19 protein-coding genes are annotated in these 19,867 nt (G+C 72.9%); 7 read left to right on the forward strand and 12 right to left on the reverse strand.

The window, feature by feature from the left end; translation table 11 throughout:
* Positions 1-33: 33 nt before the first annotated feature.
* On the forward strand, positions 34-1,308 hold the full coding sequence (mycP, locus tag AC5RWQ_RS02725) for a type VII secretion-associated serine protease mycosin (RefSeq protein WP_494281166.1): 1,275 nt from the start codon (positions 34-36) through the stop codon (positions 1,306-1,308).
* A 57-nt stretch (positions 1,309-1,365) separates the two neighbouring features.
* Here mycP and AC5RWQ_RS02730 read toward each other — a convergent pair whose 3' ends face one another.
* Together AC5RWQ_RS02730 and AC5RWQ_RS02735 are read right to left on the reverse strand one after the other, a co-directional pair.
* Entirely contained in the window at positions 1,366-1,659 is a 294-nt protein-coding gene (locus tag AC5RWQ_RS02730) for a WXG100 family type VII secretion target (RefSeq protein ID WP_494281167.1), read from the reverse strand.
* Between the two features lie 25 nt (positions 1,660-1,684).
* Complete coding sequence (locus tag AC5RWQ_RS02735) at positions 1,685-2,002, reverse strand: WXG100 family type VII secretion target (RefSeq protein ID WP_494281610.1); 318 nt, start codon at positions 2,000-2,002, stop codon at positions 1,685-1,687.
* Between the two features lie 196 nt (positions 2,003-2,198).
* On the opposite strand from AC5RWQ_RS02735, the gene eccE reads away from it, so the two are divergent.
* The 4 genes from eccE to rarD all read left to right on the forward strand — a co-directional run bounded on the left by eccE (position 2,199) and on the right by rarD (position 6,032).
* Positions 2,199-4,070 carry a type VII secretion protein EccE gene (gene eccE / locus AC5RWQ_RS02740; RefSeq protein WP_494281168.1) on the forward strand — a complete coding sequence of 624 codons (1,872 nt, stop codon included), beginning with the start codon at positions 2,199-2,201 and terminating at the stop codon, positions 4,068-4,070.
* Positions 4,071-4,123: 53 nt separating this feature from the next.
* Positions 4,124-4,510: a phage holin family protein gene (locus AC5RWQ_RS02745; protein ID WP_334491209.1), complete on the forward strand. Its 387-nt coding sequence runs from the start codon at positions 4,124-4,126 to the stop codon at positions 4,508-4,510.
* Positions 4,511-4,617: 107 nt separating this feature from the next.
* Positions 4,618-5,115 (forward strand): GNAT family N-acetyltransferase, encoded by a 498-nt coding sequence (locus AC5RWQ_RS02750; protein WP_494281169.1) that lies wholly within the window; start codon positions 4,618-4,620, stop codon positions 5,113-5,115.
* Positions 5,112-6,032 carry an EamA family transporter RarD gene (gene rarD / locus AC5RWQ_RS02755; RefSeq protein WP_494281170.1) on the forward strand — a complete coding sequence of 307 codons (921 nt, stop codon included), beginning with the start codon at positions 5,112-5,114 and terminating at the stop codon, positions 6,030-6,032. Before AC5RWQ_RS02750 ends, rarD begins: the two co-directional genes overlap by 4 nt.
* 8 nt (positions 6,033-6,040) lie before the next feature.
* Here rarD and AC5RWQ_RS02760 read toward each other — a convergent pair whose 3' ends face one another.
* Both AC5RWQ_RS02760 and AC5RWQ_RS02765 read right to left on the reverse strand, forming a co-directional pair.
* The gene (locus tag AC5RWQ_RS02760; protein ID WP_494281171.1) at positions 6,041-6,739 is read right to left on the reverse strand and encodes an anti-sigma factor family protein; all 699 of its coding nucleotides are present in this window, start codon (positions 6,737-6,739) and stop codon (positions 6,041-6,043) included.
* Entirely contained in the window at positions 6,736-7,230 is a 495-nt protein-coding gene (locus AC5RWQ_RS02765) for a sigma-70 family RNA polymerase sigma factor (protein WP_280840715.1), read from the reverse strand. Before AC5RWQ_RS02765 ends, AC5RWQ_RS02760 begins: the two co-directional genes overlap by 4 nt.
* Before the next feature lie 234 nt (positions 7,231-7,464).
* Between AC5RWQ_RS02765 and AC5RWQ_RS02770 the strand changes: the two genes are divergently transcribed.
* Positions 7,465-9,579 (forward strand): PhoX family protein, encoded by a 2,115-nt coding sequence (locus tag AC5RWQ_RS02770; protein ID WP_494281172.1) that lies wholly within the window; start codon positions 7,465-7,467, stop codon positions 9,577-9,579.
* A gap of 97 nt (positions 9,580-9,676) precedes the next feature.
* Here AC5RWQ_RS02770 and AC5RWQ_RS02775 read toward each other — a convergent pair whose 3' ends face one another.
* A complete protein-coding gene (locus AC5RWQ_RS02775) occupies positions 9,677-10,459 on the reverse strand; it encodes an IclR family transcriptional regulator (protein ID WP_494281173.1) in 783 nt (260 codons plus the stop codon).
* Positions 10,460-10,615: 156 nt separating this feature from the next.
* Between AC5RWQ_RS02775 and AC5RWQ_RS02780 the strand changes: the two genes are divergently transcribed.
* On the forward strand, positions 10,616-11,803 hold the full coding sequence (locus AC5RWQ_RS02780) for an MFS transporter (protein ID WP_494281174.1): 1,188 nt from the start codon (positions 10,616-10,618) through the stop codon (positions 11,801-11,803).
* Positions 11,804-11,845: 42 nt separating this feature from the next.
* On the opposite strand, the gene AC5RWQ_RS02785 is transcribed toward AC5RWQ_RS02780, so the two are convergent.
* The 7 genes from AC5RWQ_RS02785 to nuoI all read right to left on the reverse strand — a co-directional run bounded on the left by AC5RWQ_RS02785 (position 11,846) and on the right by nuoI (position 19,867).
* Positions 11,846-12,931, reverse strand: coding sequence for a polyprenyl synthetase family protein (locus AC5RWQ_RS02785; protein WP_494281175.1), 1,086 nt, complete (start codon positions 12,929-12,931; stop codon positions 11,846-11,848).
* A 90-nt stretch (positions 12,932-13,021) separates the two neighbouring features.
* Positions 13,022-14,575 carry an NADH-quinone oxidoreductase subunit NuoN gene (gene nuoN / locus AC5RWQ_RS02790; protein WP_494281176.1) on the reverse strand — a complete coding sequence of 518 codons (1,554 nt, stop codon included), beginning with the start codon at positions 14,573-14,575 and terminating at the stop codon, positions 13,022-13,024.
* Positions 14,572-16,104 (reverse strand): NADH-quinone oxidoreductase subunit M, encoded by a 1,533-nt coding sequence (locus AC5RWQ_RS02795; RefSeq protein ID WP_494281177.1) that lies wholly within the window; start codon positions 16,102-16,104, stop codon positions 14,572-14,574. The genes nuoN and AC5RWQ_RS02795 overlap by 4 nt, the downstream gene beginning before the upstream one ends.
* A gap of 64 nt (positions 16,105-16,168) precedes the next feature.
* Entirely contained in the window at positions 16,169-18,130 is a 1,962-nt protein-coding gene (gene nuoL, locus AC5RWQ_RS02800) for an NADH-quinone oxidoreductase subunit L (RefSeq protein ID WP_494281178.1), read from the reverse strand.
* Positions 18,131-18,141: 11 nt separating this feature from the next.
* A complete protein-coding gene (gene nuoK, locus AC5RWQ_RS02805; RefSeq protein WP_088959269.1) occupies positions 18,142-18,441 on the reverse strand; it encodes an NADH-quinone oxidoreductase subunit NuoK in 300 nt (99 codons plus the stop codon).
* The gene (locus AC5RWQ_RS02810; protein ID WP_494281179.1) at positions 18,438-19,208 is read right to left on the reverse strand and encodes an NADH-quinone oxidoreductase subunit J; all 771 of its coding nucleotides are present in this window, start codon (positions 19,206-19,208) and stop codon (positions 18,438-18,440) included. Before AC5RWQ_RS02810 ends, nuoK begins: the two co-directional genes overlap by 4 nt.
* A complete protein-coding gene (nuoI, locus tag AC5RWQ_RS02815; RefSeq protein ID WP_494281180.1) occupies positions 19,205-19,867 on the reverse strand; it encodes an NADH-quinone oxidoreductase subunit NuoI in 663 nt (220 codons plus the stop codon). The genes AC5RWQ_RS02810 and nuoI overlap by 4 nt, the downstream gene beginning before the upstream one ends.

Raw genomic sequence — 19,867 nt, forward strand, 5'->3', positions numbered from 1 at the left:
CGTCCCGGAGTCGACACGATACGGAGGCGGTCGATGTCCCGATCCGGTACGCGCCCGGCCATGGCCGGCGCGGCGGCGGCCCTGCTGGCCACCCTGCCGGCCGTAGCCGTGTCGGCCCTCGCCGCGGCCCGTCCGGCCGCACCGGCCGTCTCCCTCGCCCCCACGGCGGGCCCGGTCGTGGCCGGCGCCGCCGTCCCCGCCTGCGCCACCCCGCTCGCCCCGGCCCGCCCGGTCACGGCCACCCCGTGGCCCCAGCGGCGGTACGCCCCGGAGCGGCTCACCCCCCTGGCCGACGGCGCCGGGGTGACCGTGGCGGTGATCGACTCAGGGGTCGACCGACGGCATCCGCAGCTGCGCGGTCGGGTCCTCGACGGGGCGGACTTCCTCGACCCGGGAGGCGACGGCACCCGCGACTGCGCCGGTCACGGCACCGGCGTGGCCAGCATCATCGCCGCTGCGGAGGAGGACGGGCTGCCCTTCCACGGGCTGGCGCCCGGGACCCGGATCCTGCCGGTCCGGGTCAGCGAGCAGCAGGTGGTCCAGGGGCGGGAGTCGGGGCGTACGGTCAGCGCGACCGACTTCGCCCGGGCGATCCGGTGGGCGGTGGACCACGACGCCGACGTGCTGAACCTCTCCGTGGTGCTGTACTCCGACGATCCGGCCGTCCGCGAGGCGGTCGGCTACGCGGTACGGCGGGACGTGGTCGTGGTGGCCGCCGCCGGCAACCTGCACGACAGCGGCGACCCCCGCCCCTACCCCGCGTCGTACGACGGGGTGCTCGGGGTGGGTGCGATCACCGCCGGCGGCTCCCGGGCGGCGTTCTCCCAGACCGGACCGTACGTCGACGTGGTGGCGCCGGGCAGCGACGTGCTGATGGCCGCTCCCGAGCAGGGGCATCGCCGGGCGGAGGGGACCAGCTACGCCGCCCCGTTCGTGGCGGCGACCGCGGCGCTGGTCCGGCAGTACCGGCCGAGCCTGACCGCGGCGCAGGTGACGCGCCGGATCATGGACACCGCGGACCCGGCGCCGGGCGGCGACCGGGGCGGGTACGGCGCGGGTGTGCTCAACCCGTACCGGGCGGTCGTCGAGACGGGCGCGCAAGCGGCGACGGCGGCCCGTCCGGCGGCGCTCGCGGCGGACCGGCCCGACCCGGCGGCGTTCGCCCGGCAGGCACGTCGCGCCGCGGCGCAGGACCGCGCGCTGCTGGTCGCCTCGGTCACCGCCGCCGCGGTGACGCTGCTGGTGCTGCTGGCCGTGGTGCTGCCGCGAGGCGCCCGCCGCGGCTGGCGACCCGCCGGGCCGGCCTGAGCGGCCCGAGCGGGCGGCGGAACCCGACGGGACCGTCGGGCGCCGCCGCCGGGGTGCTCACTGGAACAGGCCGACGTTCCTCTTCTCGGTGTTGAGGTAGTCGGACGCGGAATCGTCCACCGCGAGCTTGATGTCGCGCAGCATGGCCTGAAGGTCCTGCGACGCGGACCGCCACCGGGCCTGCCGCTGCTCGTACGCCTGCCGGGCCTCGCCCGCCCAGCTGCCCACCAACGGCGCGGCGTCCCGCTCCAGCTGGCCGAGCTGCGAGTCGAGCGTGTTCAGAGCCTTCTGGATGTCCTCGCTGGCCTGCTGCAGCGCGGCGAAGTTGACGACCAGCACACCGTGGTCCATTGGATGCTCCCTCCCCGGGATCTGGTTACAGCGGCAGCTGGATGCCGCGGTTGGCGCCGGCGACCCGGCTGGCCGCCTCGGAATCCGAGACGTCGTACTGCTGGCCGGCGGTGCGGATCGCCGACGCGGTCTCCCGCAGCGCCCGCTGCAACGCCGCCTGGTCCTGCGACCACTGCTGCTTGACCTGCTCGAAGGAGCGCCCGCCGGCCCCGCGCCAGGCCTGCTGCAACACCTCCAGCTCGGCCATCAGGCCGCTCAGCATGGTCTGCAGGGACTGGTCCACCTGCTCGAACTTCGCGGCGGTCTGCTGCATCACCGCGGCTTCTGCCTGGGTCTGGGACACCCCGGACGTCACCTCGCCTCCTCGATCGTGGCTGGCCGTCGGGGCCTCCAGCATGGACGCTCCACACCGGTCACCGCGCTGTGCCCACGGCGTGACGGTCAGCGAAACTCGTCGCTGACGGTAGTCGTCCGCTCGCCGTCGTGCTACCCCCTCGCCCTCCCCTGTGGACAACTGCGGACATTGGTCACCGCCTACGATGGGTCACGCCGCCGTCGCGGTGCGATCAGATCGTGTTCCGGCGGCGGCACGGCACCCCACGCGCGGAGCGGGAGGAGACCCGGTGACGGCGAGCACGACCGGAGGTCCGGCCAGGGTGGACCACCAGGTCCGGTGGACCCCGGCCGGCCCCCGCACGGCCAGCGCCGTACGGGCCGGTCAGGTGGTCGCCGCGCAGGTGGCGGTGGCGCTGCCGGTCGCCGCGCTGGGCCGGGGCGTCGGCCCGACCGTGCTCGCCCTCGCCGGCGCCGTGCTGCTGACCGCCCTGGCCTGGGCGCGCTGGCGCGGCCGGTGGCTCTTCGAGTGGCTGGGCACCGGGGTCGGCTACCTCACCCGGCGGCGCGCGCTCGCTCCGGCCGCCGGTCCGCAGGCGCTGCTGGAGCTGGTCCTGCCGGGCGCCGTGCTGCGCACCGTGGAGCTGGCCGGCGGCCCGGTCGCCGCGGTCGACGACGCCGCCGGGCTGACCGCGCTGCTCGACCTGGGGGACCCTGGCGACCTGCTCGGCGACGGCCCCCGGGCGCTGCCGGCGCCGGCCACGCTGTTGCCACCCGGCGCGCCCGAGCAGCCGCCGGTGCGGGTTCAGCTGCTGCTGCACGCCTCGCCAGCGGTGGCCGGCGGCACGGCGGGCACGTCGTACCGGCAGTTGACCGAGGGACGGCTGCCCGGGCAGGAGCGGGCCCTGCTCGCCGTCCGGGTGCTGCGGGTGGACGGCTGGTCCGACGAGGAGCTGCGCCGGGCTCTCTCCGGCACGGTGCGACGGATCGTCCGGAGGCTCGGCTCGACCACCACCCGGCCGCTCGGCGCGCCCGCCGCGCTGCGCGTACTCGGAGAACTGGCCCACCACGACGGCGACCAGCCGACCCGGGAGAGCTGGCAGCTGGTCCGCTCCGGCGGCCTGGCACAGGCCGCCTTCCGGCTGCGGCGCTGGCCCGACCCGCGCGCCGACCTGGGCCGGCGGTTGGTGCCGAGACTGCTGGCGCTGCCCGCGACGGCCACCACCGTGTCGCTCTGCGCCGGCCCGCGCGTCGGCGCCGACTCCGCGCCAGTGCCGGTCGAGGCGACGGTACGGCTCAGCGCCTGGAGCGTCGCCGAGCTGGATGCCGCGGCGCAGGGGCTGCGCCGGCTCGTCGCCGACGCCGGTGGCGAGGTGGCTCGCCTGGACGGGGCGCAGCTCGACGGCCTGGCCGCCACCCTGCCCCTGGCGGTGGCCGGCGTCCCCGCGGTCGACGGTCCGGAACAGTTGGAGCTGACCCTCGGCGACGCCGGGCTGATGGTGGGCGCGAATCGGCACGGCGGCGCGGTCACCGTCCGGCTGTTCCGCGCGGAGGGCACCCGGCTGGCGCTGGTGGGCGGGGTGCGGGCGGCGCAGCTGCTGGTGCTGCGGGCAATGGCACTGGGCGCTGTGGTGGTGGTGCGGACCGGGCGGCCGCGCGAATGGGAACCGTTCGTCCGGGGCGTCGGCGGCGCCGTCGCGGTGGTCCCGCCGGGCCGCTCGGTGGCCCGGGCGGCCGGCTCGCCGCTGCGCCCGTTGCTGCTGGTGGTGGATGCCGGCACGGCGCCGGCCGAGTCGACGCCGGGCGCGGCCTGGTCGGCCATGCTGGTGGTCCGCGACGAGCTGACGCCGGCCGACCTGGACACCCTGGGCCGGGCCGACCTGGCGGTGCTGCAACCGCTGGACCCGGCGGAGGCGACGCTGGCCGGGGCCGCGCTGGGTCTGGGCGGGTCGGCGGAGTGGCTGACCCGGATCCGGGAGGACATGGTGGCGGTGGTGAATCGGCGGGCGTTGCGCTGGGCCCTGCTCTCCCCGACTCCGATCGAGTCGCAGTTGATCGGACGGCCGGGTCGGCGCTGACCCGGCCCCGCGGAGGGTTCCCCGGGTGGATCTCCCGTGGCACGATGCGCGCCATGGGTTTTCTGAAGGGCCTTCTGATCCGGCTGGGCTCCACGGCGGTGGCCTTCTGGCTGGCGACACTGCTGATCCCCGGCATCTCGCTGAATTCCGACTCGGCCGTCGAGACGGTCACCACGCTGGTGCTGGTCGCGGTGATCTTCGGCGTGGTCAACGCGGTGCTCCAGCCGATCATCAAGTCCGTGGGCTGCGGTTTCTACCTGCTGACCCTGGGGCTGATCGCGCTGGTGGTCAACGGCCTGCTCTTCCTGCTCACCAGCTGGATCGCCGACCAGGCCGGGCTGCCCTTCCATGTGGACAGCTTCTGGCCGGAGGCGGTGCTCGGCGCGCTCTTCGTCGGCATCGTGACCTGGATCCTCGGCGCCATCCTCGACCGCGACTGACCTTCGTCAGCACTGCCGGGTGCGGCCCGGTGACGGCGGGCGTGCGGCGGCCAGTAGGCGGGAATTGGCTGGCGCGGTGTCCCGGCGTGCCCGCTAGCGTCGGAGCGGTGTTCACTCTGACCCGCGCCGACGGCTACCGACTCAGCACCGATCCCGACCAACTCGACCTGGGGCTGGTGCACCACTGGCTCTCCACCGACGCGTACTGGGCGCTGGGGCGGGACCGGGAGACGGTGGCCCGCGCCTTCGCCGGTTCGATCGGGTACGCCGTGCACCGGGTCGCGGACGACCGACAGGTGGCGGTCGCCCGGGTGGTCACCGACGGGGCGACCTTCGGCTGGCTCTGCGACGTCTACGTGGCGCGGGAGGAGCGGGGCCGAGGGCTGGGCAGCTGGCTGGTCGAGGCGGTCCGTGACCACCTGGCGGGGCTCGGCGTACGCCGGATCCTGCTGGCCACCCTGGATGCCCACGGGGTGTACGCGAAGCTGGGCTTCACCGAGGTGCCGCCGGGCCGGTTCATGGAGCTGGACCAGCGCGAACAACCGGTGAGGCCGGTCACCGGAAAGGAACACGGCACCACTTCGCCCCTTACGGTGGAGGGGTGAACCAGATCCGGCTCGGCTACCTCTACGGCCTCGGGGCGTACCTGCTCTGGGGCTTCTTCCCGATCTACCTGAAGCTGCTCCGGCCGGCCGGGCCGATCGAGATCCTGGCACACCGGATCGTCTGGTCGGTGGTCTTCGTGGCGCTGCTGCTCGCCGCGCTGCGCAACGTCGGATTCCTGCGGGCGCTGGCCCGCCGGCCCCGGACGCTGGCCGGCATCGGCGTCGCGGCGGCGCTGATCGCGGTCAACTGGGGCACCTACATCTACGGGGTGAACTCCGACCGGGTGGTGGAGACCGCGCTCGGCTACTTCATCAACCCGCTGGTCTCGGTGCTGCTCGGCGTCTTCGTGCTGCGCGAGCGGCTGCGCCCGGCGCAGTGGGCCGCGCTGGGAGTCGGCGCGGCGGCCGTCGCGGTGCTCACCGTCGACTACGGCCGGTTGCCCTACCTGGCGCTCACCCTGGCGTTCAGCTTCGCCGGGTACGGGCTGGTGAAGAAGCGACTCGGGCTGCCCGCCGCGGAGGGGCTCTTCGTCGAGTCGGCGGTGCTGGCGCTGCCCGCCCTGGCCTACCTGGGCTGGCTGGCCCGCCGGGGCGAGTCGACGTTCGGCCACGTCTCGGCCGGGCACACCGCGCTGCTGGTGCTGGCCGGCGCGGCCACCGCGATCCCGCTGCTGCTCTTCGCCGGCGCGGCCAACCGGCTGCCGCTGTCGGCGCTCGGCATGTTGCAGTACCTCGCCCCGATCCTCCAGCTCGGCTGCGGCGTGCTGATCTTCCATGAGCCGATGCCGCCGGCCCGGCTCGCCGGCTTCGCCCTGGTCTGGGTCGCGCTGATCGTGTTCACCGTCGACGCGCTGCGGCACACCCGCCGTACCCGGGCCGCCGCCCGCATCGCGGAACCGGTCACCGCCAGCCGGTGACCGGTGCGTCAACCGACGTCGTAGCCCAGCACGACGGTGCCGTCGGCGCGGAGCAGTTCCAGCCGGACCAGCTCCGCGTCGGTGAACCGGGTCCCGCCGGTGAGCCGGACGTCGTCGCCGGGGGCGGCCAGCCAGGAGCCGATCTGCTCCGTCGCGCCGTCCGGACCGTGCGCCACCAGCCGGAAGGCGTACGCCTTGTGGTAGCCGGACGTCGCGTCGTACCCGCAGTGCATGGTGACCTGGGTGCCCCAGTCGGTGCCGGTCAGCCCGATCTCGGCGTGCACCGGCGCCTTCGGCGCCACCGGCTGCATGGCGACCATCCGGACGGCCTGGACCGTCGGCCCGGTCGGCGCGGCGGGGCGCAGCGCGCTGGTCGCGCCGACCCCCACCACCAGGGCGAGCGCAGCGGCGGCCAGGCCGGTCAGCGCGTACCGGCGGCGGGTGCGGGACCGCTCGCGGCGCCGGCGGGCCCGCGCGGCGTCGAGCAGCGCGGGCACCCGCGTGGTCTCCGGCGGCGGCGGGAGGAACTCGTCCAGCGCGGTCGGGTCGAGCCGGCCGAGCAGCCCGGGCAGCACGGCGATCTCGGCGACCGCCTCCCGGCAGGCCGCGCAGCCGGCCAGGTGCCGCTCGTAGGCCGCGCGGTCGGCGGGGGCCAGGGCGCCCAGCACGTACGCGCCGTCGTCGTGCGCGAACTCGCAGCGGGTCATCCGGTCACCCCCATCTCGGCCAGGACCAACCGTAGTGAGCGCAGTGCGTAGTGGGTGCGGGACTTGACCGTCCCAGGCGGCACGCCCAGCCGGGCGGCGGCCTCGGCCACCGAGCGGCCCTGGTAGAAGCACTCCACCAGCACCTCGCGGTGGGTCGGGCTCAGCCGGTTCAACGCCTCGGCGACGGTCCACGCCTCCACCGCGCGCTCCGCTTCGTCGACCGCCTCGGGCGGCTCGGGCAACTCGTCGGTGAACACCTCACCGACCCGGGTGGACCGTCGACGCCAGGCGTCGATGGCGAGGTTCCGCGCCGTGGTGAAGAGCCAGGCGCGGACCGAGCCGCGCCGCGGATCCAGCGACTCCGGATGGCGCCAGGCCCGCAGCAGGGTCTCCTGCACCAGGTCCTCGGCCCGCGTCCGGTCGCCGTTGACCAGCCGGAGTGCGTGCGCGTACAGGGCCTCCGCGTGCTCGTCGTGCAGCGCGCGCAGCAGTTGGGCGTCGTGGTCGCTGATGGTGATCCCCTCGCTCTCCGGCGCGTCGGGGCGACGTGTGTCCGCTCGTGAATACGCGCGGTGACCCGGATCGGTTCACCAGTGACTGCTGTTCACATCGGGTTCACCACCAGTCCGGCGACCGCTCACCCCGCCCTGGCAGCGTCCGGCCGGTACGCACGCCGGTGCGGTGATCCGACGTGCCACCGATCTTGCTTCCAGGAGGCTCCTTCCATGAGCGACCGTCCCCGGCTGCTCCCGCTGCTCGGTGCCACCCGGCACGGCAGCCGCGATGCGATGACCTGTCTGTACCGGTGCGGCAACGCCTGCGACCACCCCGTGCCGAACACCTCCGACAACACGTACTTCGGGGACATCGTCTCCGAGGGGGTGTCCCGCCGCGGGGTGGTCCGCGCCGGCGCCGTCGGCGCGCTGGTCCTCGGCTTCGGCGGCGCCGCCGCCGGCGCCGCCCCGGCCTCGGCCGCCCCGGCCACGCCGGTCGTCCCCGAGGTGACCGACTTCGCCCGCCCGCAGCCCTCCGTGGGCAACGGCGCGCTGACCTTCAACTCGATCCCGCCGAACAAGCTCGACACCCTGGTCGTCCCGAACGGGTACGACCACGCCGTGGTGATCAAGTGGGGTGACCAGGTGGTCCCCGGCGCGCCGGAGTTCGACCTGCACCGGCAGAACGCCGCCGCGCAGGCGAAGCAGTTCGGCTACAACAACGACTTCGTCGGGGTGCTGCCGCTGGACCGGCGCGGCCACCGGGCGCTGCTCGTGGTCAACCACGAGTACACCAACGAGGACCTGATGTTCCCTGGCTTCACCGGCCTGGACAACCTCACCGTCGAGCAGCTGCGCACGGCGATGGCCGCGCACGGCATGTCCGTGGTGGAGCTGGAGCGGGTGGACGGCACCGGGCAGTGGCGTCCGGTCCCGCACGGCCGCCGGCCGTACAACCGGCGGGTCACCGCGTTGGCCACGAAGTTCGAGCTGACCGGTCCGGCCGCCGGTTCCGCGTGGCTGCGCACCGCCGCCGACCCGACGGGCCGTACGGTGGTCGGCACGCTCAACAACTGCGCTGGCGGCGTCACCCCGTGGGGCACCGTCCTCTCCGGCGAGGAGAACTTCAACCAGTACTTCGTCGGCGCCGACGGCGCACCGGCGGAGCTGAAGCCGAAGCTGGACCGGTACGGCATCGGCACCGCCGCCCGCTACCCGAGCGGCAGCCGCAAGTGGGAGCGAGCCGACGAGCGCTTCGACCTGTCGAAGCACCCGAACGAGGCACATCGGTTCGGCTGGATCGTCGAGATCGACCCGTTCGACCCGGAGAGTCGCCCGCGCAAGCACACCGCGTTGGGCCGGTTCAAGCACGAGGGCGCCAACGTCATCGTGGCGAAGAGCGGTCACGTGGTGGCGTACATGGGTGACGACGAGCGGTTCGACTACCTGTACAAGTTCGTCTCGGACAAGAAGTACATGCCGGGCGACTCGTGGGTGGCCCGCAGGCACAACCTGACCCTGCTGGAGTCCGGCACCCTGTACGTGGCGCAGTTCGACCAGACCAGCGCCGCCGAGATCGACGGGTCGGGCAAGCTCCCCGCCGATGGCGCTTTCAACGGCTCCGGCCGCTGGATCAAGCTGGTCAGCGGCAACCGCTCGTACGTGGACGGGATGACCGCCGCGGACGTGCTCACCTTCACCCGGCTCGCCGGCGACAAGGTCGGCGCGACCAAGATGGACCGCCCGGAGGACGTGCAGCCCAGCCTGCTCACCGGCAAGGTGTACGCGGCGCTGACCAACAACACCGACCGGGGCAAGCCCGGCAAGGCCCCGGCCGACGAGATCAACCCGCGCAACCTCAACAAGCACGGCCAGATCCTGGAGCTGGTGGAGGACCGGGCCGACAACACCGCCGAGACCTTCACCTGGTCGCTGCCGATCGTCTGCGGCGACCCGGCCGACCCGTCGACCCACTTCGCCGGGTACGACAAGACCCGGGTCTCGCCGATCTCCTGCCCGGACAACGTCGCCTTCGACGCCACCGGCAACCTCTGGATCTCCACCGACGGCAACGCGCTGGGCAGCAACGACGGTCTCTTCGCCACCGCCGTGGAGGGCCCGGAGCGAGGTCACCTGAAGCAGTTCCTCACCGTGCCGCTCGGCGCGGAGACCTGCGGCCCGTTCATCACCGGTGACAACCGGTCGGTCTTCGTGGCCGTGCAGCACCCCGGTGAGATCACCGGCGCCTCGGTGGAGAAGCCGGCGTCGACCTGGCCGGACGGCGACTACGCCAAGCCGGGCGTGGTGGTCACCTGGCGCCTCGACGGCGGCCCGATCGGCAGCTGACGTTCCACCCGGCGGTCCGGCGCTGGACCGCCCGCCAGGGGCCCCTCGGGTACGCCGAGGGGCCCCTCGGCGTATCCAGAGCCCGGAGCCGCAACGGTCAGGCGTCGGCGGCGATGCCGTCGGCGACCGCGCGCGCGACGGTGAGCAGCTTGGCCCGGACGACCCGGGCGGAGGTCATCATCTCGCTGGCCGGGAGCGCGCAGGCCAGCACCACCCGGCGTTCCATGTCCTTGTCGGGCATGACCAGCACGGAGGCGCAGGCCACCCCCTGCCGGAACTGGCCCAGCTCGAGTTGCATGCCGCGCCGGTCCCCGGCGGCCAGGTCGGCCTCGAACGCCTCGGTGCTGGTCAGCGTGGCGGTGGTGAACGGGCGCATACCGTACTCGCGCAGGTAGCGGAAGCGCTGTTCAGCGGTGAGGGTGGCCAGCAGCGACTTGCCGAGGGCGGTGGCGTGCGCCCCCTCGTCGAAGCCGGGGACCAGATCCTCCAGGTACGGCGAGCGGGCCCCCTCGGCGACCGCGGTGACCGCCACCTGGCCGCCGACGAAGCGGCCGAGGTAGTGGCTCCAGCCGGTGTCGACGGCGGCGCGGCGCAGTGTCTCGCCGACGGCGGGCGGCCCGCGGAACGCCGTCACCAGCTCCCGGTAACGGTCGGCGACCTCCAGCCCCACGATGTAGGTGCCGTCCTCGCGACGGATCACGTAGCCCTCGTAGGCCAGCGTGCGCACCAGGTGGTAGGTGGTCGCCACGGTCAGTTCGCAGCGCCGGGCGATCTGCTTGACGGTCAGTCCCTTGGGGGCGCGACCGACCGACTCGAGCACGCGTAGCGCGCGGGAGACGCTCCGGATCAGGTCCGAAGGCTCCGCCAGGGGGTCGCGCACAACCACCTCCGCAGCCGGGGACTTACACCATATGAAAAATGACCCCGGTACGGAACGCCCGTTCGGGTCGAGGATCTCAAACGACCCCGTACCCGGCGTGTACCAGCCTGACACGCCGAGTTGTCGGCTAGGGGACTCGCGTAGGTTGGCCTGACCATGACCGACACCGCGCTCACCCCCGCACCGAGCCGTCCGGCCGTGAGCCCCCTGCGGGCCGGTTCCGGGGCGGTCGCCACCACCATCGCCTGCGTGCTACCCGTGTTCCTGGTCGGCGGGCTGGCCGTGCAGATGGGCGACGACCTACGCTTCTCCCCCGCCGGGCTGGGCCTGGCCGTCTCCCTCTACTTCGGCGTCAGCGCGCTGGCCTCGGTGCCGTCCGGCCGGCTGGTCGAGCGGTACGGCCCGGCGGTGGTGGCCCGGGTGGGCATCCTGCTCGCCGCCGGGTGCCTGCTCGCCATCGCGGGACTGGCCCGGTCGTACCCGGTGCTGGTCGCCCTGCTGGGGCTGAGCGCGGCGGCGAACGCCCTCGGCCAGCTCGCCAGCAACGCGGCGCTGGCCCGGCACGTCCCGGCCCGGCGGCAGGGGCTGTCGTTCGGCGTGAAGCAGTCCGCCATCCCGGTCTCCACCCTGCTGGCCGGAGTGGCGGTGCCGGCCATCGCGCTGACCGCGGGCTGGCGCTGGGCCTTCGTGGCCGGTGCGGTGGCGGCGCTGGCCGCGCTGCCCGCCGTACCCCCGGGGCAGGCCGGTCCGGCCGGCCGGGCCGCGCCGGCCCGCGCGGGGCGGGCCACCACGGCCCTGGTGGTGATCGGGCTGGCCGCGACGCTGGCGGCGGCCGCGGCCAACGCCCTGGGCACCTTCCTGGTGGACTCGTCGGTGACCCGCGGGCTCGCCCCGGGACTGGCCGGCCTCACCCTGACCCTGGGCAGTGTGGTCTGCGTGACCGCCCGGATCTGCGCCGGCTGGCTGGCCGACCGCCGGGAGGGCGGGCACGTCGCGCTGATCGCCGGGATGCTGGTGGTCGGGGCGGCCGGCCTGGCGCTGCTCGCCCTGGCCGGCACGGCGTCGCTGGTGGCCGGCGTGGTGCTCGGCTTCGGGTTGGGCTGGGCCTGGCCCGGGCTGATGAACTTCGCGGTGGTCCAGCTGCACCCGCAGGCCCCGGCCGCCGCCACCTCGATCACCCAGACCGGGGTGTACGCGGGCGGCTGCGTCGGCCCGCTCGGCCTGGGCGCCGCCGCCGCCGGCCTCGGCTATCCGGCGATGTGGTCGATCGCGGCGGTCGCCATGCTCGCCGCCGCCGCCCTCATGCTCACGGGCAGCCGGATGCTCACCCGCCCCACCCCCTGACGCCACGTCCGGCACCGGCGCGCGTCGGGGCGCGCCTGGGGGTCAGCTGGTGCGGTCGGCGATGTAGTCGCAGAGGGATTCGAGGGCGCGCCGGGCCGGACCCTGCGGGAGCGGGGCGAGCTGAGCCCTCGCGTCCTCGGCGTAGCTGCGGACGGTCTCCCGCGCGCGCTTGAGCGCCGGGGAGTCGCGGAGCAGGGTGAGCGCCTCGGCGTGCAGCGCGTCGTCGACCAGCGGGCCGGTGGCCAGGATCTCCCGCAGCCGCACCGAGGCGGCGTCCGAGTCGTCCGCCGCCCGGGCGTAGAGCACCGGCAGGGTGGGCACGCCCTCCCGCAGATCGGTGCCGGGGGTCTTGCCGGACTGCACCGACTCGCTGGCGATGTCGAGCAGGTCGTCGGAGAGCTGGAAGGCCACCCCGATGGTCTCGCCGTAGCCCGCCAGGGCCTCGGTGTGCTCCGGCGTGGCGCCACTGAACAGGCCGCCGAAGCGGGCGGAGGTGGCGATCAGCGAACCGGTCTTCTCGGCGATGACGTGCAGGTAGTGGTCGACCGGGTCCTGGTCGGCACGCGGGCCGACCGTCTCGGCGATCTGGCCGTGCACCAGCCGGGCGAAGGTGCGCGCCTGGAGCCGTACCGCCTCGGTGCCGAGTTCGGCGGAGATGTCCGCGGCGCGAGCGAAGAGGTAGTCGCCGACCAGGATGGCCACCGAGTTGGTCCAGCGGGAGTTGGCGCTCGGGGCGCCCCGCCGCACGGCGGCCTCGTCCATCACGTCGTCGTGGTAGAGGGTGGCCAGGTGGGTGAGCTCCATCACCACCGCGGCCGGGACGACCTCCGCCCGCTCCGGGTCGCCGAACTGGGCGCCCAGCGCCACCAGCAGCGGCCGGAACCGTTTGCCGCCGGCCTCCACCAGGTGGCGGGCGGCCTCGGTGACGAACGGGTCGGCGCTGGCCACACTGGCCCGCAGCTCGGTCTCGACGCCGCCGAGCAGACGCAGCACGGAGGCTTCGACCCGCGGATCGGCGAGGTACACGCCGAGCGCGCCGACCTGACTCGTGCCCGCCCGGCTCCGACGACCGCCGGAGCCGACGGCATCTGAACGCTCGCCCGCCGGAATCACCACACCATCAACCATGCCACACCCGTTCGACCTGCTCCGGGGCGGGGATACGGCCGCGGGACCGGCGCGCACCGCGCACCGGCCCCGCGAGCCACCCGAAGTGGATCATCGTACGAACGTGGCGGCATCGTTCGCCAGGTCCAGCAGCGGCGCCGGCGCCACGCCCAGGATCAGCGTGGCGGCCACCCCGATCATCAGCGCGGTCGCGGTCAGCCCGCCCGGCACCGTCACGGTCGGCGTGGACTCGCCCGGCTCGGAGAGCCACATCATCACCACGACCCGCAGGTACGGGAAGGCCAGCACCATGCTGGTCAGCACGCCGGCCACCACCAGCCAGACGTGCCCGCTCTCCAGCGCCGGGCCGAAGACCGCGAACTTGCTGGTGAAGCCGCTGGTCAGCGGGATACCGGCGAAGGCCAGCAGGATGAAGGTGAAGATCGCGGCGTAGAACGGCGAGCGGCGGCCCAGCCCGGCCCAGCGGGACAGGTGGCCGGCCTCCCCGTCGGCGTCCCGGACCAGGGTGACCACGGCGAACGCGGCGAGCACCGAGAAGCCGTACGCGGCCAGGTAGAACATCGTGCCGGAGACGCCCGCACCGGAGGGCGCGAGCACCCCCACCAGCAGGTAGCCGGCGTTGGCGATCGACGAGTACGCCAGCAGCCGCTTGATGTCGGTCTGGGTGACCGCCAGCACCGCGCCGACCAGCATGGTCAGCACCGCCACCGCGCCCAGCACCGGGGTGAAGTCCCAGGCGGCCTGGGCGAACGCCACGTGGAACACCCGCAGCAGCGCGCCGAACGCGGCGACCTTGGTGCAGGCCGCCATGAAGGCGGTGACCGGGGTCGGGGCGCCCTGGTAGACGTCCGGGGTCCAGACGTGGAACGGCGCGGCGGCGGCCTTGAAGAGCAGGCCGATGGCGAGCAGCGCCATGCCGGCGAAGAGCAGCACCGGGCTGGCCGGCGACTCGCCCACCGCGGCGTGCACGGTGGCGAAGTCGACGCCGGCCGACCGGCCCGGGATGCCGGACGTGAAGCCGTAGATCAGCGCCACCCCGAACAGGAAGAACGCCGACGAGTACGCCCCGAGCAGGAAGTACTTCATCGCCGCCTCCTGGCTCAGCAGTCGCCGGCGACGGGCCAGCGCGCAGAGCAGGTAGAGCGGCAGCGAGAAGACCTCGAGCGCGATGAACATGGTCAGCAGGTCGTTCGCCGCCACGAAGATCAGCATGCCGCCGATCGCGAAGGTGGTCAGCGGGTACACCTCGGTGGCGCCGTTGCTCCCCTCGGCCTGCCGCCGGTCGTCGGCCGACTCGGCGGTGAGCGCGGCCTGGGCCACGAACGCGCCGCCGCGCTCCACCGAGCGCTCACCGATCAGCAGCAGCGCCATCGCGGCGAGCACCAGGATGGCGCCCTGGAGGAAGAGCGTGGGGCCGTCCACGGCGATCGCGCCGCCGGCCGTGATCAGCCGGTCGTCGGCGTGCAGCACCACCATCACCAGCGCGCCGAGCACCGCCAGCAGGGCCAGCGTGAGCTGCACCAGGTGCCGGTGGCGGCGCGGCACGAAGGCCTCCACCAGCACGCCGAGCAGGGCCACCGTGAGCATGATCAGGATCGGAGCGAGCGCCGCGTAGTCGATCGACGGCAACTTGAGCTCGGTCATTTTGCGGCCTCCTGGACGCTGCCGACCGTCGGGGCGGGATCGGTCCGGCCGACGTCGTTCATGGTCGCCTGCACGGCGGGGTTGATGACGTCGGTGACCGGCTTGGGATAGAAGCCGAGCAGCACGATCAGGGCGATCAGCGGGGCGACCACTGCCTTCTCCCGGAGGCTGAGGTCCCGGCGCATCCCCTCGACCTCGGCCAGCTCCGGGTTGAGCGTCCCCTGGGTGGTGCGCTGCACCATCCAGAGCACGTACGCGGCGGCCAGGATGATCCCCACGGTGGCGATCACCGCGACCGGCTTGTTCACCGTGAACGTGCCGATCAGCACCAGGAACTCGGAGACGAACGGCGCGGTGCCGGGCAGCGCCAGGGACGCCAGACCGGCGAAGAAGAGCACCCCGGCCAGCAGCGGCACCAGCTTGCCGGCGCCGCCGAAGTCCCGGATCATCGCCGAGCCGCGGCGGGCGATCAGCATGCCCACCACCAGGAAGAGCAGGCCGGTGGCGAGCCCGTGGTTGAGCATGTAGAGCACCGCGCCGGTGCCGGCCTGGGTGGTGAAGGCGAAGATGCCGACCCCGATGAAGCCGAAGTGCGCGATCGAGGTGTACGACACCAGCCGCTTCAGGTCGGACTGGCCGACCGCCAGCAGCGCCGCGTAGATGATGCCGATGACGCCGAGCGCCAGCGCCCACGGGGCGAACCAGCGGGACGCCTCGGGGAACAGCGGCAGGCAGTAGCGCAGGATGCCGAAGGTGCCGACCTTGTCCAGCACGCCGACGAGCAGCGCGGCGGCCCCGGCCGGCGCGGCGCCACCGGCGTCCGGCAGCCAGGTGTGGAACGGGAAGAACGGCGCCTTGATCGCGAAGGCGAGGAAGAAGCCGAGGAAGAGCCAGCGGGCGGTGCCGGTGGAGATGTCCACCTGGGTCAGCGCCTGCCAGTCGAAGGTCTTCCCGCCGACCACCCAGAGGCCGATCACCGCGGCGAGCATGAACAGGCCGCCGACCAGCGAGTAGAGGAAGAACTTCACCGCCGCGTACTGCCGCTGGTGGCCGCCGTAGCTGCCGATCAGGAAGTACATCGGCACCAGCATGACCTCGAAGAACACGTAGAACAGGAAGACGTCGGCGGCGGCGAAGACGCCGATCATCGTGGACTCGAGGATGAGCAGCAGGGCGAAGTAGACCGGCACGGACCGCTTCGACGCCTCCGCGTCGTGCCAGGACGCCAGGATCACCAGCGGCACCAGGATCGCGATGAGCATCAGCATGACCAGCGCGATGCCGTCGGCGGCGAAGGTGAAGCTGACCCCCCAGGTCGGGATCCACGGGTACGACTCCCGGAACTGGAGCCGGTCGCCGTCCGCCTGGAACGCGAACCACATGACCACGGAGAGCGCCAGCACCAGCAGCGACCAGCCGAAGGCCACCTGCTTGGCCAGGTCGGGCCGGCGGCGCGGCAGGAGGGCCACGACCAGGGCGCCGACCAGCGGTGCCACGGTCAGCACCGAGAGGAACGGGAAGTTGGACATTATGCGGCCTTACCTCCGTCGTCACTGCGTGGTCCGCCGGCGGCGGCGGCCGGGAAGAGATCGATCACGCCAGCCACCCCGCCTGCACGGCCAGGAACGCCGCCACCACGAGCAGCGCGCCGGTGAGGATGGACGTCGCGTACGACCGGACGAAGCCGGTCTGCAGCCGCCGGAGCCGACCCGAGCCGCCCCCGACCGCCGCGGCGAGGCCGTTGACCAGCCCGTCGATGCCCCGGTTGTCGAGGAAGACCAGCGCCCGGGTGAGGAAGACGCCCGGCTTCTCGAAGACCGCCTCGTTGAAGGCGTCCGTGTAGAGGTTGCGCCGGGCGGCGGTGACCAGCACCCCGGCCGGCTGCGGCTCGGTGGCGGTGCCGTTGCGGAACAGCGCCCAGGCCAGCCCGGCGCCGAGCACGGTGACCAGGATCGACAGGATGGTGATCACGGCGTGCGGGAGCACCGCGTGCGGCTCACCGCCGGCCTCCTCGCCGAGCACCGGGGTCAGCCAGGAGACCACCCCGCCGTTCCACGTCATCAGGCCACCGGCCAGCACCGAGCCGGCCGCGAGCAGGATCAGCGGGATGGTCATCAGCTTCGGCGACTCGTGCGGGTGCTCGATGTCCTCGGTCCACCGCTTCGGGCCGTGGAAGGTGAGCACGAAGAGCCGGGTCATGTAGAAGGCGGTGAGCCCCGCGCCGAGCAACGCAGCCCCGCCGAAGAGCCAGGCGGTCCAGCCCTCCCGCTCGAAGGCCGAGGCGATGATCGGCTCCTTGGAGAAGTAGCCGGACAACGGTGGGATGCCGATGATGGCTAGCCAGCCCGTCATGAAGGTGATCCAGGTGATCTTCATGTACTTCGACAGGCCGCCGAAGCGCCGGATGTCCACCTGGTCGTTCATGCCGTGCATGACCGAACCGGCGCCGAGGAACATGTTGGCCTTGAAGAAGCCGTGCGCCAGCAGGTGGATGATGGCCAGCGCGTAAGCGCCGCCACCGAGGCCGACGCCGAGGAACATGTAGCCGATCTGGCTCACCGTCGACCAGGCCAGCACCCGCTTGATGTCGTCCTTGGCCGCGCCGATGATGCAGCCCATCAGCAGGGTCAGCGCGCCGACGCTCACCACGACCAGTTGGAGCGTGGAGTTGGCCGAGAAGATCGGGTTGGACCGGGCGATCAGGTAGACGCCCGCGGTGACCATGGTGGCGGCGTGGATGAGCGCCGACACCGGGGTCGGGCCCTCCATCGCGTCCGGCAGCCACGCCTGGAGCGGGAACTGACCGGACTTGCCGGCCGCGCCGAGCAGCAGCAGCAGGCCGAGCGCGAGCACCGTGCCAGCCTGGAGCGCGCCGACGCCGTTGAAGACCTCGTCGTACTGGGTGGTGCCGAGGGTGGCGAACATGATGAAGATGCCGATGGCCAGGCCGGCGTCGCCGACCCGGTTCATCAGGAACGCCTTCTTGCCGGCGGTGGCCGCGCTCGGCCGCCCGTACCAGAAGGAGATCAGCAGGTACGACGCCAGACCGACGCCCTCCCAGCCGAAGTAGAGCATCACGTAGTTGTTGCCGAGCACCAGCAGCAGCATCGCGGCGACGAAGAGGTTGAAGTACGCGAAGAACCGTCGCCGGCCCTCGTCGTGCGCCATGTACTCGACCGCGTAGAGGTGGATCAGGAAACCCACCCCGGTGATCAGCAGGACGAAGACCGCGGCCAGCGGGTCGAAGAGCAGACCGAAGTCCACCTTCAGGCCGCCGACCGTGATGAAGTCCCAGAGGCTCAGCTCGACCGACTTGTTCTCCAGGCCGCGCAGCTGGAAGAAGGAGCTGAGCCCCAGCACGAACGCGGCGCCGATGGCGGCCACGCCGAGCCAGTGCCCCCAGCGGTCGGCCCGCCGGCCGAGCAGCAGCAGGATCGCCGCGCTGACCAGCGGGATGGCCACCAGCAGCCAGACGCTGCTCAGCAGGCCGCCAGCCGGAGCGTAGGCGACGGTGCCGGCCGGCTCTGCCTGGGCGTACGTCAGAATCTCATCCACCGCAGGGCCCCTCAGTACTTCAGCAGGTTGGCGTCGTCGACGCTCGCGGAGCGCCGGGTCCGGAAGATCGACATGATGATCGCGAGCCCGACCACGACCTCGGCCGCGGCCACCACCATCACGAAGAACGCCATGATCTGGCCGTTGAGGTCACCGTTGATCCGGCTGAAGGTGACCAGCGTCAGGTTGGCCGCGTTGAGCATCAGCTCGACGCACATGAACAGCACGATCGCGTTGCGCCGGACGAGCACGCCGACGGCACCGATGGTGAAGAGCACAGCGGCGAGGATCAGGTAGTAGTCCGGCGTCATTTGTCCGTCCCCTTCAGCGTGGTCTCCTCGGCGGTCAGCTCCCGCTGCGGAAGGATCGCCGGGGTGCTGCGGTCGGTCAGCCGGCCGTCGGGCAGGCGGGCCGGGGTGGCCACCGAGGAGGAGGTGGCGAAGACCCCCGGGCCGGGCTTCGGGCCGGGGTAGTTGCCGGGGCGGAACCGGGCCTTCATCGTGGCGACCTGATCCATCCGGTCCTCCTTGCGCCGCTCCACGTGCGCCAGCACCATCGCGCCGACGGCCGCCGTGATCAGCAGCGCGGAGGTCAGCTCGAAGGCGAAGACGTACTTGGTGAAGAGCAGCCGGGCGATGCCCTGCACGTTCCCCTCCGCGTTGGCCTGTTCCAGGCCCACCGCGGTGACTCCCTTGAGGGCCCGGTAGAGGCCGGTGCCGACCAGGCCGGCGAAGCCGAGGCCGAGCACCACCGCGGCGACCCGCTGGCCGCGCAGCGTCTCGATCAGCGAGTCGGAGGCGTCCCGACCGACCAGCATCAGCACGAAGAGGAAGAGCATCATGATCGCGCCGGTGTAGACGATGATCTGCACCATGCCGATGAACGGCCCCGCCTGGAGCACGTAGAACACGCCCAGGCAGAGCATGGTCAGCACCAGCCAGAGCGCGGAGTGCACCGCGTTGCGGGCCCACACCATGCCGATCGCGCCGATCAGCGCCAGCGGGGCGAGGATCCAGAAGGTGACCTGCTCACCCCCGGACACCTGGCCCGCCGCGGCGAGCACCGTCTGGGTGGTCATGCCGTGCCCTCCTTGCCCTGGCCAGCCGACCCGTTGGTCGCCTCGGCCCGCTGGGCCGCCTGCTCGGCACCGGGGAAGGTCACCCCGGGATGCTGGTCGACCTGGTACCGGCCGGGGTTGTTGGCCGAGTGCTCGGCACCGGCCGAGGTGCCCGGGTTGGTCAGCGCGCCGACGTAGTAGTCCTTCTCGCTGTCGCCCAGTCGCATCGGGTGCGGCGGCTGCTCCATCCCCGGCAGCAGCGGCGCGAGCAGCTGCTCCTTGGTGAAGATCAGGTCCTGCCGGTTGTCCCGGGCCAGCTCGTACTCGTTGCTCATGGTGAGCGAGCGGGTCGGGCAGGCCTCGATGCAGAGCCCGCAGAAGATGCACCGGGCGTAGTTGATCTGGTAGATGCTGGCGTACCGCTCACCCGGCGAGAAGCGCTGCTCGTCGGTGTTGTCGCCGCCCTCGACGTAGATCGCGTCCGCCGGGCAGGCCCAGGCGCACAGCTCGCAGCCGATGCACTTCTCCAGGCCGTCCGGGTGCCGGTTCAGGATGTGCCGCCCGTGGTAGCGCGGCGCCGAGACCGGCGGCTTGAACGGGTAGTCGGTGGTGACGACCTTCCTGAACATGTGCGAGAAGGTGACACCGAAGCCCTTGAACGTTCCGGTGATCGCGCCCAC

It is taken from the genome of Micromonospora sp. BS32, assembly GCF_059089345.1.